The 13,730-nt window shown below is 50.7% G+C and carries 12 protein-coding genes; 7 read left to right on the forward strand and 5 right to left on the reverse strand.

Features of this window, described 5'->3' with window-relative positions; translation table 11 throughout:
• The 5 genes from FTO68_RS03800 to FTO68_RS03820 form a co-directional block, all read left to right on the forward strand.
• A partial coding sequence (locus tag FTO68_RS03800) for a DUF1670 domain-containing protein (protein ID WP_255332051.1) occupies window positions 1-332 on the forward strand: 332 nt, incomplete at its 5' end.
• A 501-nt stretch (window positions 333-833) separates the two neighbouring features.
• On the forward strand, window positions 834-1,838 hold the full coding sequence (locus FTO68_RS03805) for a DUF4367 domain-containing protein (RefSeq protein WP_255332052.1): 1,005 nt from the start codon (window positions 834-836) through the stop codon (window positions 1,836-1,838).
• A gap of 122 nt (window positions 1,839-1,960) precedes the next feature.
• Window positions 1,961-2,923 carry an alpha/beta fold hydrolase gene (locus tag FTO68_RS03810; RefSeq protein ID WP_255332053.1) on the forward strand — a complete coding sequence of 321 codons (963 nt, stop codon included), beginning with the start codon at window positions 1,961-1,963 and terminating at the stop codon, window positions 2,921-2,923.
• 472 nt (window positions 2,924-3,395) lie between these two features.
• Window positions 3,396-4,286 (forward strand): alpha/beta fold hydrolase, encoded by an 891-nt coding sequence (locus FTO68_RS03815; protein ID WP_255332054.1) that lies wholly within the window; start codon window positions 3,396-3,398, stop codon window positions 4,284-4,286.
• 231 nt (window positions 4,287-4,517) lie between these two features.
• A complete protein-coding gene (locus FTO68_RS03820) occupies window positions 4,518-5,042 on the forward strand; it encodes a shikimate kinase (protein WP_255332055.1) in 525 nt (174 codons plus the stop codon).
• A 128-nt stretch (window positions 5,043-5,170) separates the two neighbouring features.
• Here the strand turns inward: FTO68_RS03820 and FTO68_RS03825 are convergent, their stop codons facing one another.
• Window positions 5,171-5,812 (reverse strand): hypothetical protein, encoded by a 642-nt coding sequence (locus tag FTO68_RS03825; RefSeq protein ID WP_255332056.1) that lies wholly within the window; start codon window positions 5,810-5,812, stop codon window positions 5,171-5,173.
• A gap of 278 nt (window positions 5,813-6,090) precedes the next feature.
• Here FTO68_RS03825 and FTO68_RS03830 point away from each other — a divergent pair, with 278 nt between their 5' ends.
• Together FTO68_RS03830 and FTO68_RS03835 are read left to right on the forward strand one after the other, a co-directional pair.
• Window positions 6,091-8,133, forward strand: coding sequence for a sensor histidine kinase (locus FTO68_RS03830; RefSeq protein ID WP_255332057.1), 2,043 nt, complete (start codon window positions 6,091-6,093; stop codon window positions 8,131-8,133).
• 114 nt (window positions 8,134-8,247) lie between these two features.
• Window positions 8,248-9,774 (forward strand): transglutaminase-like domain-containing protein, encoded by a 1,527-nt coding sequence (locus tag FTO68_RS03835; RefSeq protein WP_255332058.1) that lies wholly within the window; start codon window positions 8,248-8,250, stop codon window positions 9,772-9,774.
• Between the two features lie 28 nt (window positions 9,775-9,802).
• Here FTO68_RS03835 and FTO68_RS03840 read toward each other — a convergent pair whose 3' ends face one another.
• The 4 genes from FTO68_RS03840 to wtpA form a co-directional block, all read right to left on the reverse strand.
• The gene (locus FTO68_RS03840) at window positions 9,803-10,384 is read right to left on the reverse strand and encodes an HD domain-containing protein (protein WP_255332059.1); all 582 of its coding nucleotides are present in this window, start codon (window positions 10,382-10,384) and stop codon (window positions 9,803-9,805) included.
• 114 nt (window positions 10,385-10,498) lie between these two features.
• Window positions 10,499-11,575 (reverse strand): ABC transporter ATP-binding protein, encoded by a 1,077-nt coding sequence (locus FTO68_RS03845; protein WP_255332060.1) that lies wholly within the window; start codon window positions 11,573-11,575, stop codon window positions 10,499-10,501.
• Complete coding sequence (locus tag FTO68_RS03850; RefSeq protein ID WP_255332061.1) at window positions 11,562-12,374, reverse strand: ABC transporter permease; 813 nt, start codon at window positions 12,372-12,374, stop codon at window positions 11,562-11,564. Before FTO68_RS03850 ends, FTO68_RS03845 begins: the two co-directional genes overlap by 14 nt.
• A gap of 31 nt (window positions 12,375-12,405) precedes the next feature.
• Complete coding sequence (gene wtpA, locus FTO68_RS03855) at window positions 12,406-13,437, reverse strand: tungstate ABC transporter substrate-binding protein WtpA (RefSeq protein ID WP_255332062.1); 1,032 nt, start codon at window positions 13,435-13,437, stop codon at window positions 12,406-12,408.
• Window positions 13,438-13,730: the final 293 nt, after the last annotated feature.

Genomic DNA, 13,730 nt, shown 5'->3' on the forward strand with positions numbered 1-13,730 from the left:
ATATCCGGGAATATCAGGCTGAACATGGGGTTATCCTGCCCTATCGTGGGACAATCCATGATATCGGTCCATCGCTCACGCATAAGAAAGTGATTATCGAGAAGTTCCTCCAGAACATTCCAACACCCGATATTGCACGGATGACTCAACACACTGAGGAGGCCTGTGACCGATATATCAAGTCATTTAAGAAGGTGAGGATGTTGTATGGGAAGATGAAACAGGTAGAAATTGCTCGAACACTGGAAATGAGCGAGCGATTGGTTCAAGAGTACGTCCATCTCATTGAAGAGCAAGAGCATAAAAAGGAGGAAGTTAATCATGTTAGTTGAACAGATTTCAAGAGCCTCTGACATATGTCGTCATTTTTATTTGTGAATACCTCTTTTTATCATATCAACCCGCCCAAACCCCACCTCTCCCAAAAAAACCTTACCCAACAGAAAAAGATCTCTTGTACTAGTACTGCTCACAACAATAACACGATAACACCCGGATCGGAAAATCACTCACACCCTGCCGCTCTTACTTATATTCCCCTAAATCAAACAGAAGAGGCAGAAACGGAAAGAATGAAAGGACGGGGTTCTTTCCGGATGAGGGAGTGGAACCTCTTTTTCTATAACCTGCTGAATAACACTAATATCACGATAGGACCTGTTGTCCGGCAGTTCCATCCCCCCTCACCCCTTTTTTCCGGCAAACCCCATCAAACCCCATTCACCCAAAAGAACTATCGTATCTTTTCACCAATCCCCTGACATCTGATACTACTCACGAAAAAAAGCAATATGAAAACCCACAAAAAATAGCCAAAACCCGAGAATAACCACATGACCCGAAACCTCCTCACTACTTTCATCCTCATCCTCCTCACAGCCGCCTGCCTGCTGTCAGCGGGGTGCACCGTGCCTGCGGGGCACACTTCCGGAGACACCGCACCGGCAAATGTCCCCAACACACCAGATAACGGCACCGGGGCGGAGATCTCCCCCACCCCCACGGGACCCAATTTCAGGATCACACCGCTCTTCTTCACCTCCCTGCATACCATGCAGAGAACACTCGATCCTGAGATCTGCCTTTCCCTCCCCGGCTATCTCCCGGAGGGGTATCTCTTTTCAGACGGTGCCTGGGCGCCAACATCAGATACGGGCTGGCGCATCGTGGGGTACCAGCGTGGCAATGAAAGAATCGTGCTGAACCAGCAGCCTCTTGATAAGGGAACATTTCCGATTGGAAGCGCCTGGGCTTCCAGGGCTCCGGCAGAGATAACAATCGGCGGCGAACCAGCCACCCTGGTTGAAGGGAAGATGACGGAGATAATCTGGAGCCGGGATGATCTGGCATTCCGGCTGGTTGGAACACTTTCCGCAGAAGAGATGATCAGAATCGCAGAATCCATCCATCCTGCTCCCTATGATCCGGACACCCCGCCTCCCTACGAGTTCCTGCCTCCGGCAAACCCGATGGAGAAGAGATTTGAGATCGGCCAGACGGTCTCAGCGGATAACCGCACCGTCACCTTCGTATCGCTGGAATGCAACCAGAGAAAATGCGAGGCGGTATTCTTCGTCGATCTTGTCGCCTCGCCCACCTTCGATCCGCCTCCCGGTGGAACCAGCCCAACCGGATCACCCGATCCGGTCGCCGGGTTCCGGGTGGATAATGGTTTGTTCCTCAGGACAACGGAATCATATAGCTATCGGGATGAGGGAGACGGCACCCTCATCTTCTGGAAAACCGACCCCATCCCGGCTGATGCAGGCGTATTCCATGCAACCTTTACGCAGTTTAGGGAGCAGAAGGGGCTCTGGGAATTTAATGTGAGCCTGTAGGGAGAGAGAAAGAAAGAGGGAGGGGGATATCCGGACAGGTACCGGCGGATACGTGCAGTACCCATTGTATCAGGTTCCTGCTGTCATAAGTCCTTTATTTAATAAGCATCAATATCACGTCCATGGCAGAAGAACCATATGATTCGCTGTTCGCAACTGATTTCGATGCATGGGTAAAAGCAGAGGTCGCCCACCAGGACGAAATAGTCGCTAACCCCCACATTGCCAAGACCGCAAAAGGACCAATAGAGTACGCCCGTATCGGGGAAGGCCCGGTAGTGCTGGCTATCCATGGAGGGCCCGGGGGATACGACCAGGGTCTTCTCCTCTTCGAATGGGTGACAAAGTCCGGTTTCTCGCTCATCGCCCCAAGCCGTCCGGGATATCTGGGAACCCCCGTCACAAGCGGAAAATCACCCGCAGAACAGGCGGATCTCTATGCCGCACTCCTTGACACGCTCGGTATCGAAAAGGTCGCCATCATCTGCGGTTCAGCCGGCGGAGCCTCAAGTTACGAATTTGCAATCCGGCATCCAAAACGTGTCACCGCACTTGTTGCTGCCGATGCCGTTGTCTCAAAATACCTCATGCCGGCCAATGCCGGGCCAGTGGCCCAGGCTCTCTTCCTGAGCGGCCCGGGAGAGAAGCTCATCAACTACTTCACGAAACACTACCCCAGACAATCCATGCACGAGTTCCTCCAGCAGGAGTCCATGCTCCGGCCCGAACAGATCGATCTCCAGGTGGAGGCGGCATTAAAGGATCCCCTCCAGATCCGCCTCCTCCTGCGGTTTTCCCGTTCCATGTCGGAATACCCGAAACGGAAAGCCGGCGTCGACAACGACCTTGACGAGCTTTCAAAGCTTGATGATCTCCCGGTTGGGAAGATACAGTGCCCGGCCCTTGTCATCCACGGAACCCATGACAGTGACGTCCTCTTCTACCACGGTGTATACGCGTGGGAGAACATCCCGGGTGCCGGGAAGATGTGGGTGAGGGAGGGATCGCACCTCTGTGCCTGGATCTCGCCGCAGGTTCACGAGATACATGCAAAGATCCTCTCGTTCTTAAAGCAGCATACATAGGGCAATAAGACTTCATTTATATTTTGGTTCTTCTCCCCTTTTCTGAAGAGAAATATCATTTAAAAGAAATAATACAACCCCACCAATGAAACAATCAGGAGAGATATGCCTTCAGTCTCCAGATGAGGTAGAGCGGAATCTCCAGAACCTCACCATATTCATCTGAATGCCGGGCAATATTCCTGTAACTATCTATTATGTGTGCTCTGTACACATTTTTCCAACGTATTTTGTGGTAGAGGTACACATTTTCCTAACTTAACATCTGAAGAGCCATACTTTGAAAGATCCCGGGGAAAAGAGCCAAACACCCAGCCTGCTGGACACCGATACAGGAGTCTCAAGGGATCCATTTGGGAAACCGGGCGCCAATCGACGATAAACAGAGCATCGACGCAGGCGAAGAACGGAAAATATGAGAAAGAAGGTATTTTCCCAAATCAAAGAAGAAGAATAACAACGGAGAGAATGTATGAAGATACAAACGATTACAGCAGTAACCCTCGTGCTTGCACTCTGTCTCCTCTTCACGTGCGGATGCACCACGACGACGGAGACAAAACAGCTGCCGGCAGTAACAGCGCCCACGGCCATCTCGTATAATGATATCCCGGTTCAGTACGCCGAGGTGAACGGCATCACAATCGGGTATCGTGAATTCGGGGTGCAAAACACCGAACCGCTTCTCATGCTTGTAGGCTTTGGCGAGACGATGAATACCTGGAATGCAACGTTCATCAATATCCTTGCTGAAGACTTCCATGTGTATACCTATGACCACCGTGGCATGGGGGAGAGCACCGATGTCGACGCCCAGTATACCATTGCACAGCTTGGAGACGATGCAGCAGGGCTGATAATCGCACTCGGGTACGACAGCATGAACATCTACGGCGTCTCGATGGGATCGACCGTTTCGCAGCAGCTCCTGATCGATCACCCGGAGAAGGTGAGAAAGGCCATCCTCTCCTCTGCCACGTACAGCGCTTCAATACCGGAGACCAGTCTGCTGCACCAATTACTCGAGGCAAATGCGGGAGATATGAGTAAGCCTGACGGTGTCCGAAAGGAGGCCGTGGCAAACCTCGCATGGGAGGGTAGTTATGCCAATCTGTCGGAGATCACAAACCACGTCATGCTCATCACCGGAACCGCTGATATCCTGACTCCGCCAGCAGTCGCAATCGAGATGGCAGGCCAGATTGATGGATCATGGCTCATCCGTTTCAAAGATATCCCTCACGTAGGATCAAGGTATGCTCCCCTCGAATACGGGACTATCACGACGACATTCCTGAAGCTGGACGAATCTCCAGAATATTCTATTCGGGACATTCTCAACTCCACCAAAAACGCAGAATAGAAATTCAAATCAGATACGTATTCAGAGATCGATAGAAAGAACAAACTCCACTTCCCAATACACGGAAATACTGCTACTGAACTGATAGAGAATCGTGCAAGAATTCAGGGTCATACAGGACAGGCTGTATGAAAGCGATTTTGATCAAATGATTCAGGAAGCAGAAATAAAAGCTCCAAAGAAAAATCCATAAATAAGCGCTGGAGAGAAGAGGAATCAGGAGTAAACACGATGATCCACCCCCACAGAAACATCATCCTTATCGGCATGCCGGGTGCCGGGAAGAGCACTGTTGGCGTCCTCCTTGCAAAGGCGCTCGGCATGCAGTTCATCGACTGCGATATCCTGATCCAGCAGCAGACCGGGAGGAAGCTCCAGCAGATCCTCGACGAAGATGGCCCCGATGCATTCCGGCAGATCGAGGAGGAGGCAGTCCTCTCCCTTCATCCCCGCCATTGTGTGATCGCAACAGGCGGGAGCGTCGTCTGGAGCAGGGCGGCGATGGAGCACCTGAAATCACTTGGGTTGGTTGTGTACCTGGAGATCTTGTATCCAGAGATGGAGAAGAGGATCAGAAACATCACCACACGGGGAATCGTCCTCATGCCGGGCCAGACGCTACGGGGGATGTACAATCAGAGGGTGCCGCTCTATGAGCAGTATGCCGACCACACCATTCCGTGTTCCGGTAAAGACCTTGAGTCTGTTGTCGGGAGCATTCTGAGAATCAGCGAGGAAGCGTATATTCACCGCTGACATACTCCCACGACAAAAGTCGTGGGCTTTCTGCTGCTATGATCGAATAAAAGACGTGAAAAGACCGCACCATTGCGATCATAGTCTAAAGATTGGAATCAGAAGATCAGAAAACCGGAAGAAAGACGCTACTCAAAGTCGATTTCTGCCAGCAGAACCCACTCTCCCTCCTGTTCTTCCAGGCGGACCGTAAGCACCTCTCCTTCATGCACGCCATAATCAGAATACGGCTCATTTAAGAGGGTTCCCTGAAATGACATCCCATCCTCTGACTGGCTATTGAGGCGAACCCAGACCAGCTCGGGTTCGATGGCCATGTCGGTGGTGAAAAGCAGAAGCGATACATCATCGAAATACACAGGGGCCCTGAACCTGTCGATATCCACTCTCTTTCTCAATGCGTGTAGCATTTCCGGATCATAATAGAGCATCCATCTCTGCTCCTCATCAATTGAGAGGGCCAGTAATTCCTCTCCGGAGAGGATTGTATATGCCTCAACGTCTTCTGAAATAACGGTCAATCCCTCACCGTGATTATCAAAATGGCGAATAATCCCGGGCAGCGTATCAGGAACGCGCCGGCAGAGCGAATGGATACGGAAGTTTATCCCCTCCTCATGATCCACATAAAAATAGCCGATACAGCTGTCGGCATCCGGATGCAGCAATCCCTTCCCGGAGAGAAGATCGGAGATGACGGAGTTCATCTCCGCAACTGCCCACCTGTTGATGATCTTCCGATCCATTGTGCGTGAATGTGTCGTGTCCATAGTATCTGGTACATGCTCTTTATCCAAAGAGGTAAAGCGGTTTCGAATTGTTCAGGCAATTATATTGACTATTTGATTTGGATAACAAGAACCATCTGATGACAGGAACAATGGTGATAGATTTTCCCCGACAGATGCATCACCTGGTGCACTATCCCATGCCCCGGATAACGTAGGCAGATAATTATTCCAGTGAAGACTATGATATGCAGATAGAACAGGGCACCGGATCATCGGGTGCCGATTGATCATGTATACCAGATAGGGGGGTGGAGTTGATGAATGTCCGGAACCAGATTATTGTTATTATCGTCCTCGTGATCGCCTCTCTTGTGGTAGGACTTGGTTTTGCCACCCACACACTCATTCTTCAGGATTTTGCCGATCTTGAGGATAAACACCTCGAAGACACGATGGATAGAACCATCAGGTCAATTGAGAGGGAGCAGCAGTTCCTCTCTATAAGTGTCATGGACTGGTCAGACTGGGATGATACATACCTGTTTGTGCAGGGAATGGATCCGGAGTATGTGCAGAAGAACCTTGATGATTCGGTATTTCATTATTTCAATCTCAATGCAATGATCTTCACCGGACCGGATGGAGACGTAGTCTATGCACGTGGTTTTGACCCCGGTGTCGGTGAAGATAAAGAAATTCCCCCGCAATTGTATACACTCCACGACTCCCTCCTCAAATCTGATGCAAAAGAGCTCTCAGGGATCTATGAGACCAAAGGCGGACTGATGCTCGTTGCGGTACGGCCGATCCGAATGAGCTGGGGAGAGGGGCCAGTCATGGGCACTCTCCTCTTTGCACGAGTAATGGATGAAAGATGGGTTTTGGATCTCTCGGATCTCGCCGGAGTTCCGATCCGGATCACCGACATCCCGGAAGCGCCCCTTCCAGCCGTTGAACCATCTCTCGCCATTTCCAAGGACGGAGATACCATCACCGGATCGACTGTCATCTATGATCTCTTTGGAGAGCCGGTTATGATGCTCTCGATCACCCAGGAACGAACTATCTACAGGAAGGGGCTTCTCGCCTACGAGTCGGGAATGGTTGCGATTCTGATCTTCTCAGGCATCACTGCAATCCTCTTCTATCTGCTTGTTAACCATATCTTCCTCAGGAGAATTACCCGCCTGAACCGGGAGGTGCAGGATATCACCGGCAGCACTTCCACCACTGCATCTGTTGGAATCGACGGTGATGACGAGGTAGCCGAACTTGCAGCCTCGATAAACGGAATGCTCGATTCTCTCGAAAAAGATCAGCAGGTGATCCGTGAAAGCGAGGAGAAATACCGCCTTATTGCCGAGAATACCGCAGATATCATCTATATATGTGACATGAACCTCAATCTCACCTATGTCAGTCCTTCGGTTACAAAGGTGAAGGGTTTCACCATTGAGGAGGCGCTTGCAATGCCGATTGAAGAGAGGAATACTCCCGCTTCCATTAAAGAGATCATGGCGCTTTTTACTCTGGAGATGGAGAATGAAGCCACTGGTTCTGCTGATTCAGATAGAACCATCACGTTTGAGAGCGAAGAGTACTGCAAAAATGGATCTATCATTCTGGTAGAGAACTCTGTACGGTTCCTGAGGGATACTGAGGGTAAGCCGGTTGCGATTCTGGGTATCGGCCATGATTATACCGAACGCAAAAGAGCAGAAGATGCACTCCAGCTCACAAACGCAAAACTCCAGCTCCTCTCCTCCATTACCCGCCATGATATCCTGAATAAGGTGATGATTGCGAAGGGATACCTCGAGCTCGCAGAAGAGGCACAGGGCGAGGATGTGCAGGCAGATTACCTGAAAGAGGCACAAAAAGCCACCGAAGCAATCCAGAAACAGATCGAGTTCACGCGTGAGTACCAGCAGCTCGGGATACAAAGCCCGGCATGGCAGACCATCAGCAGCCTGATTGAATCGATTGATGATAGTGAACTCCCGCTCACCTCCGTATGCACAGGCATCCAAATCTATGCAGACCCGATGATCGAGCGAGCCTTCTTCAACCTCTATGAGAACACCCTCCGCCATGCAAAAGGGGCAACCCGGGTGCTGGTTTCGTGTGAAGAGACCGATTCCGGCCTCTTAATCACCTGGGAGGATGATGGATGCGGCATTCCTGATAATGAAAAGGAACATATTTTTCAGCGCGGGTTTGGCAAAAACACCGGTTTTGGATTATTCCTTGTCCGTGAGATCCTCGATATCACCAGGATTTCTATAACAGAGGATGGTCTGCCAGGAAAAGGTGCCCGTTTCAGGATGCTCGTGCGGGAAGGCGGGTACCGGATGGCTTAGAGCCGACACCAGAACTCTTCAGAGGCTATCCTGGCACTTTATTTTATATAAAAGAGCAGAACCGGCATCCTTCGATCCCAAAGCCCTTATATACATAACTATCTTTTAAGCATTATGAGAATTGCAATACAACTACCCGCACTCATCATCCTGATGTGTGCTCTGCTCGCTTTTGCAGGCTGCGTCTCCGATCACCCGGTGTACCAGGAATCAGGCATCGGCGAGATGGAATATAACAAAGGGCTTGCCGAATATGAAGCCGGGAACTACCGGGCCGCAGAAGCTGCGTTTGAAGGATCGGCGGCCTGGTATTTCGCCAATGGTTTCCCGGATGCCGGGATTGTCTCGCGGAATGCGATGTTTTCCGCAATCAGAACCTATGGTGAGTTTTCTCTGGATGATGCCGCTGCACGGGATGCCCTGAAAGAGGCAGTACCCGGCATCACCGAAGAAGAGATAGACGCATGGCTTGCAGATGAAGCCCAGATACTTGTCTCAGATGGCCAGACCCTCTATTTCTCTGATACCGCAAAGAACTACCTCTATGCCCATCAGGAAATCCTTCAGAAACAGAAGCTGGAATTCACCTTCGCCTTTATGTCGCGGTACGCACTGGCAGATGATGTCCGGGCAGGCAACCTGAAGGCAGAGGATCTCCCCTACAGAAACCCAATCCACTATGAAGGGACGATGCGTCTTGAGATCGCAGAAGCAGATCTCCCTGCAGGAGGTACCCTGAAGATATGGTACCCGCATCCCATAGAGACCGATATCCAGCGTGATGTCTCGGTCACAAACATGACATTCCCTGAGTATATCGTGAAGGGGCCGGATGTCAATCACGAGATAGGGATCATCTACTACGAGATTCCGGTTGAAGCAATACAAGGCGATCTGGTCATCACTGCTGATATCAGGTTCACCTCCTATGAGGGGATCTTTATTGTTGACCCTGAAAAAGTCGGCGAATATGATACAAGCGATCCCGAGTATATCCTCTATACCAGATCCGAGCGGAACATCGAGGTAAACGACGCGATCAGAAACAAAGCCCGTGAGATCGTCGGCAGCGAGACAAATCCGCACAAGCAGGCGCAGATGATCTATGAGCATATCATAACAACCTACCCCTACAGCCATGTCCCGCACATGTCACTTGATACGAAAACCCCGAAGGTTGCTGAGTCAACCCACATGTTCACCACCGGCCATGGCGACTGCGGCACGCAGAGTATGCTCTTCTCTGCATTCTGCCGCTCGCTCGGCATCCCCGCCCGGGCCACCGGCGGGTATCAGATGCTCCTCAAGGATGCGCCAAGCCCCCATTTCTGGGCTGAATACTATCTGCCAGAATACGGGTGGGTACCGGTTGACCCGACCGTTGCCGACGGAGGCGACTGGTTCGATATCCCAGAAGATGACCGGATAGCCTTTAGGAGATATTATGGAACCAATATCGACCCGACCCGGCTTGTGATCCAGAAGAATGTCGATGCAACAGTGATACCCGATTATCCCAAAGGCGCCGTGATCTTCAGGCTCTGCAGGCAGTATCCCGCGATTGTAAGCGATACATCCATGCAGGATATGGAGTTAATCGCAATGGGAAGCTTCAGAATCGATCTGGTGGAGAAGGACTGATTCTTCTTTTTTTAACCTTTCCAACCACCTAATGCCCGCCTTCCTCGCCCTCAAGCCCTTCGAGAAAAGCAACAAGGAATGCATGCCTCTCTTCGGCTATTTCACGGGCTGTATCTGTATACATCCGATCCTTCAGCTTCAGCAGCTTCTCATGAAAGTGAGCGACAGCACCGGGAATGCCGGTGCCATCCTCCCCCGCCTGCATGAAGGTACGTGCAATGCCGACTGCTCCCATCGCATCCAGCTTATCTGCATCCGAGAGGATCTCAGCTTCCAGTGTCGCAGGCGCAATCCCCGAGCTGTACCGATGGGAACGGATTGCGTGGCAGATTGAATGGATCATATCACCGGGATATCCGGCAGACCGGAGATACGCTTCTGCCATTTCTGCCCCCTGCTCTTCATGGCGAATACCGGTCTCCTCTTCAAGGGGGCGGGCGATATCATGGAAGAGGGCGGCAGGGATGATAACCGCCATATCTGCACCTTCGCTGAGGCCGATTCTCCGGCAGAGGCGGGTAACACGGGCAGTGTGATCGAACCCGTGGGAACCGGACTCCTGAAGAAATGCCTGTACATGCTGTCTGATCAGATCTATCCCGCCATCCATGGGATATGGTTCACTGTACAGCGGGAAAAGGATCGCCTTTTATCACTGTTCCAGAAAGAGAGAGGGGAGAGATCAGTTCTCTTCACGGGGGAGGATCCCCCGATCTTCAACCAACTACCTGCTCGATTCATTCTCAATCACCCGGATCACACTCGCCTTGATAGCGGCAACCACATCCATACCGGGGGACAGAGCAAGATCTTCTGCCGAGCGGCTCGTGACAAGGGCAATGATCGGAAAGCCTGCGTTCAGATGCACCTGGGTAAGGGGGCCGCCAAGAGGGATAACAGCAGTGATTGTTGCTGTGAAACGATTTTGCGCTGAACTTGCATGGCCATCACCAACATGGAGCGTCACATCAGCTGCCCGGAAGGCAATCGAGACATCTTTTCCGGGAGAAACCTTTGAAACGGCAATTACACTCATCCCTTCAATTTCAATTGAGGCAAGACTCGATGTCCCTGCTCCCACAACACCAGAGAGAATATTCTCCATACCGATAAAACGGGCAACAGCTGTACTCTCTGGTGTTTCAAATACCGAATCAACCGGCCCTTCCTGCATCCGGACACCATCAATAATCACCGCACAACGATTTGCCATCCGAAGGATCTCTTCCCGGGCATGTGTCACCTGAACAATCGTGAGATGCTCTTCCCGGTGGATCCTGAGGAGATCAGCAATGATCTGTTCGCGGGTAATTGGATCAAGTGCAGCAAAGGGTTCATCAAGCAGGAGAATTTCCGGATCTGAGGCAAGAGCACGTGCAATAGCCACGCGTTGCTGCTCCCCTCCACTCAGGGTTCCCGGATACCGGTTTCTCAGATGGGAGATCCCAAACTGCATGAGAAGCTCATCAACCCGGCGATCAATCTCATCACGGGGACGTTTCTGCATCTTCATGCCAAACCCGATATTCTTCTCAACCACCATATGAGGGAAGAGAGAGTAATCCTGGTATACAAGAGAGATACGGCGTTTCTCCGGTGGTATCAACGTTGTATTCGAGCCATTTATCAGAACTTCCCCTTTATCCGGGAAGTGTAGCCCCGCAATCGCCTCCAGGATAACGGTCTTGCCTGCACCGGATGGACCGATGATAAAATAATAATCTCCCCTGTTGATCGTGAGACTCACATCACGGAGGGCAAACTCTCCAAGTGTAAGGGATAAATGCCTAAACTCGATCATCGTGCCTCCCGATAAAGTGTGACAGGTACCGGAGTACCAGAAAGACGGAAAAGCACGCGATTATCATAATAAACGCAATGGTGCTGCTCTCTTTGAGACCTCCGGTTGTGAAACGGTAATAGAGCAATGTTGAGATCACCATCGGATAATAGGCGATCATAATGATAGCTGCAAATTCCCCGATCGCCCGCCCCCAGGAAAATATTGCCCCATTATAGATGTATCGTGCAGAGAGCGGGAGGACAACATGCAGGAATGCCGAAAACCGGGATGCACCAAGAGTTCTCGCGACGTTCTCAAGATGCACCGGAACCTTCTCAAAACCTTCCCGTGCCGAATTGATGAAATACGGGGAGGAGACAAAGAGCATCGCAACAACAATCCCGGGATACGCATCCTCGAATGAAAACCCGATATCATAGAGTGGTCCCCCGATTAAACCCCGTTTCATAAAGAGGATATACACAAGAATTCCCGCAACCGTGTGGGGAAGCATCAGGGGGATATCAACAATCGTCTCGACAATTCTTTTTCCCCGGAAATCTGTCCTGGCAAGCACATAGGCAAGCGGAATACCAAGGATCATCAGAATGACAATAGCGTTTGCACCTGCTGCCATGGTGAGTATGATCGAGTCGATCACCTTTGAGTCGGCTGCCACCCGCAGCAGGTGTGGAATATCCGAGAGTTCCCGGACCGTCATATTCATGAGGGCAAGTACGGTGAGCGCAAGAATGAGACCCCCGAGGAGGGAGAAAGATATGAGGCAGCGATCACGGAGAACTGGGATTTGAGCCATAGGAATCAGGCAGAAAAAGAGTTTGGGGGTTTCAGGCTGTAAGCGCCTTTATTGCTGAAGGTACAGTCCCGAATCCACCTGCGGGGACAACCGGAGGCTGGCCCTGGCCATCCATAATAGCCTGCCCGGTTGGGCCGATTAACAACTCGACAAATGCAAGACCCGCATCAGGATTCTCTGCATTCTTCGGAACAGTCGCACCATAGACAATTGGCAGGCCCTTCATCATGCCGCCTTCAGTTTCAATGAGAACAGTGGCATAGTCAGATTCATACTGGATGGATGAGAGGTCGATTGCCTCGGGGAGTACGATGAATTTGAGATCGTGCTGGACTGCAACCGACTGGTATTCCCACGCATAGTCAAGGCCGCCACTCTGGAGCATCTGGACGAGTTCAACAGATTTCGGACGGATCTGGATGTTGCCTTTTGGCTCGGGCGATTTTGCATGGACGGTAAAGATGCCATTCTCCTCTGTCACTGTGATCGCAGAGTTTGCTCCAACGAGCCGGTCAAAGATGGTATCATCGCCATAGTGTGCTTCTGCGAGCTGTACGGTCATCAGAGAGCGGTATCCACAGGGGTCGAGATTGGGGTCAGAGAATGCCCATGCCACATCGGATTTCTCAAGGATGGTGTACCAGTTATCGGCATTGATCTCATCCACATACAGGCTGTCATCTGTATAGCAGAGCACCATCCGGTTCTTGGCAAATGTAACATACCAGTCGGCATGCGATGGAACCAGCAGTCCCGGGATGAGCGTGTAGTCTGCTGAAGCAAAGACATCGGCGCTCTTATCGAGGTCGGAAATATCCTTGGCAAGTTTCGTTGACCCGGCAGGAACGAGCTGTACAGTGGTACCGGGATACTTCGCTTCAAATGCAGCCGCAAGCTCCTCGAAGGGAACCGTCAGGCTTCCGGCATGGAAGACCGTTACAATACCGGAGATTTCCGGAGCAGTTACTGTCGGTGCAGGTTCATTCTGGCCTACGCACCCGCAGAGGAATACTGCGGCCACAACAAGAGCCAGAGCGATGAGAATACTCTTCATCTCTTTCATATCAGGAGATTGATGATTATATACATTAAATATACCCATTTGTTTTTGGATTAATTGGGTTTACTTAACTTTATTGATGAAGATCGATAAGGATGAATATATTTCCATCTACAATGAGCAGAATGAACACGGGCATTTCAATAGAAGATGAGAGATAAATCAAATTCTGAAAAGAAATGATAAAGTTTGATGAAAGTCGCAGATCATCTCCAAAGATTCTTCAGTATAATGAGTTAATTTAATTTAGTTAATTAAGTTGAAAAAAGTTATTTATTTTCTTCTATCAACCTCAT

The organism is Methanocalculus taiwanensis (assembly GCF_024372745.1).
Taxonomy (GTDB): Archaea; Halobacteriota; Methanomicrobia; order Methanomicrobiales; family Methanocorpusculaceae; genus Methanocalculus; species Methanocalculus taiwanensis.

Coding starts and splice junctions, on each gene's coding strand:
- FTO68_RS03805 (WP_255332052.1), top strand. CDS start 834: ATGACCCGAAACCTCCTCACTACTTTCATCCTCATCCTCCTCACAGCC.
- FTO68_RS03810 (WP_255332053.1), top strand. CDS start 1,961: ATGGCAGAAGAACCATATGATTCGCTGTTCGCAACTGATTTCGATGCA.
- FTO68_RS03815 (WP_255332054.1), top strand. CDS start 3,396: ATGAAGATACAAACGATTACAGCAGTAACCCTCGTGCTTGCACTCTGT.
- FTO68_RS03820 (WP_255332055.1), top strand. CDS start 4,518: ATGATCCACCCCCACAGAAACATCATCCTTATCGGCATGCCGGGTGCC.
- FTO68_RS03825 (WP_255332056.1), bottom strand. CDS start 5,812: ATGGACACGACACATTCACGCACAATGGATCGGAAGATCATCAACAGG.
- FTO68_RS03830 (WP_255332057.1), top strand. CDS start 6,091: ATGAATGTCCGGAACCAGATTATTGTTATTATCGTCCTCGTGATCGCC.
- FTO68_RS03835 (WP_255332058.1), top strand. CDS start 8,248: ATGAGAATTGCAATACAACTACCCGCACTCATCATCCTGATGTGTGCT.
- FTO68_RS03840 (WP_255332059.1), bottom strand. CDS start 10,384: ATGGATGGCGGGATAGATCTGATCAGACAGCATGTACAGGCATTTCTT.
- FTO68_RS03845 (WP_255332060.1), bottom strand. CDS start 11,575: ATGATCGAGTTTAGGCATTTATCCCTTACACTTGGAGAGTTTGCCCTC.
- FTO68_RS03850 (WP_255332061.1), bottom strand. CDS start 12,374: ATGGCTCAAATCCCAGTTCTCCGTGATCGCTGCCTCATATCTTTCTCC.
- wtpA (WP_255332062.1), bottom strand. CDS start 13,437: ATGAAAGAGATGAAGAGTATTCTCATCGCTCTGGCTCTTGTTGTGGCC.